Genomic DNA, 259 nt, shown 5'->3' with positions numbered 1-259 from the left:
GGGGGTTAATCGCGATATTTTTATTCGCAGCCTGCTGCTGCAATCGGTGTTTTTCGCCATCACCCTGCAAGGTGCACGGCTGGGCGACGCGACCGTGGCTGCGAATGCGCTGCTGCTCAACGGCCTTCTGTTGGCCGCCCATGCGCTGGACGGTCTGGCCCACGCAGTCGAAGCCTTATGCGGGCATGCAATCGGCGCCCGTGACCGGGAAGCGTTGCGCCGTTCAATGGTGGTGGCTTGCGGCTGGTCGCTGCTGGCC

General features: G+C 63.7%; 1 protein-coding gene. It reads left to right on the top strand.

Translation table 11 applies throughout. From position 1 onward, the window contains the following. The coding region (locus GHO42_RS07780) for an MATE family efflux transporter (protein ID WP_256671109.1) at positions 1–259 on the top strand (259 nt) is incomplete at both ends.

Source organism: Pseudomonas sp. FSL R10-0056 (assembly GCF_009600105.1).
GTDB lineage: Bacteria > Pseudomonadota > Gammaproteobacteria > Pseudomonadales > Pseudomonadaceae > Aquipseudomonas > Aquipseudomonas bubulae.
Note: the sequence above shows the minus strand (reverse complement) of the source record. Positions and strands in the feature narration are given on the sequence as shown.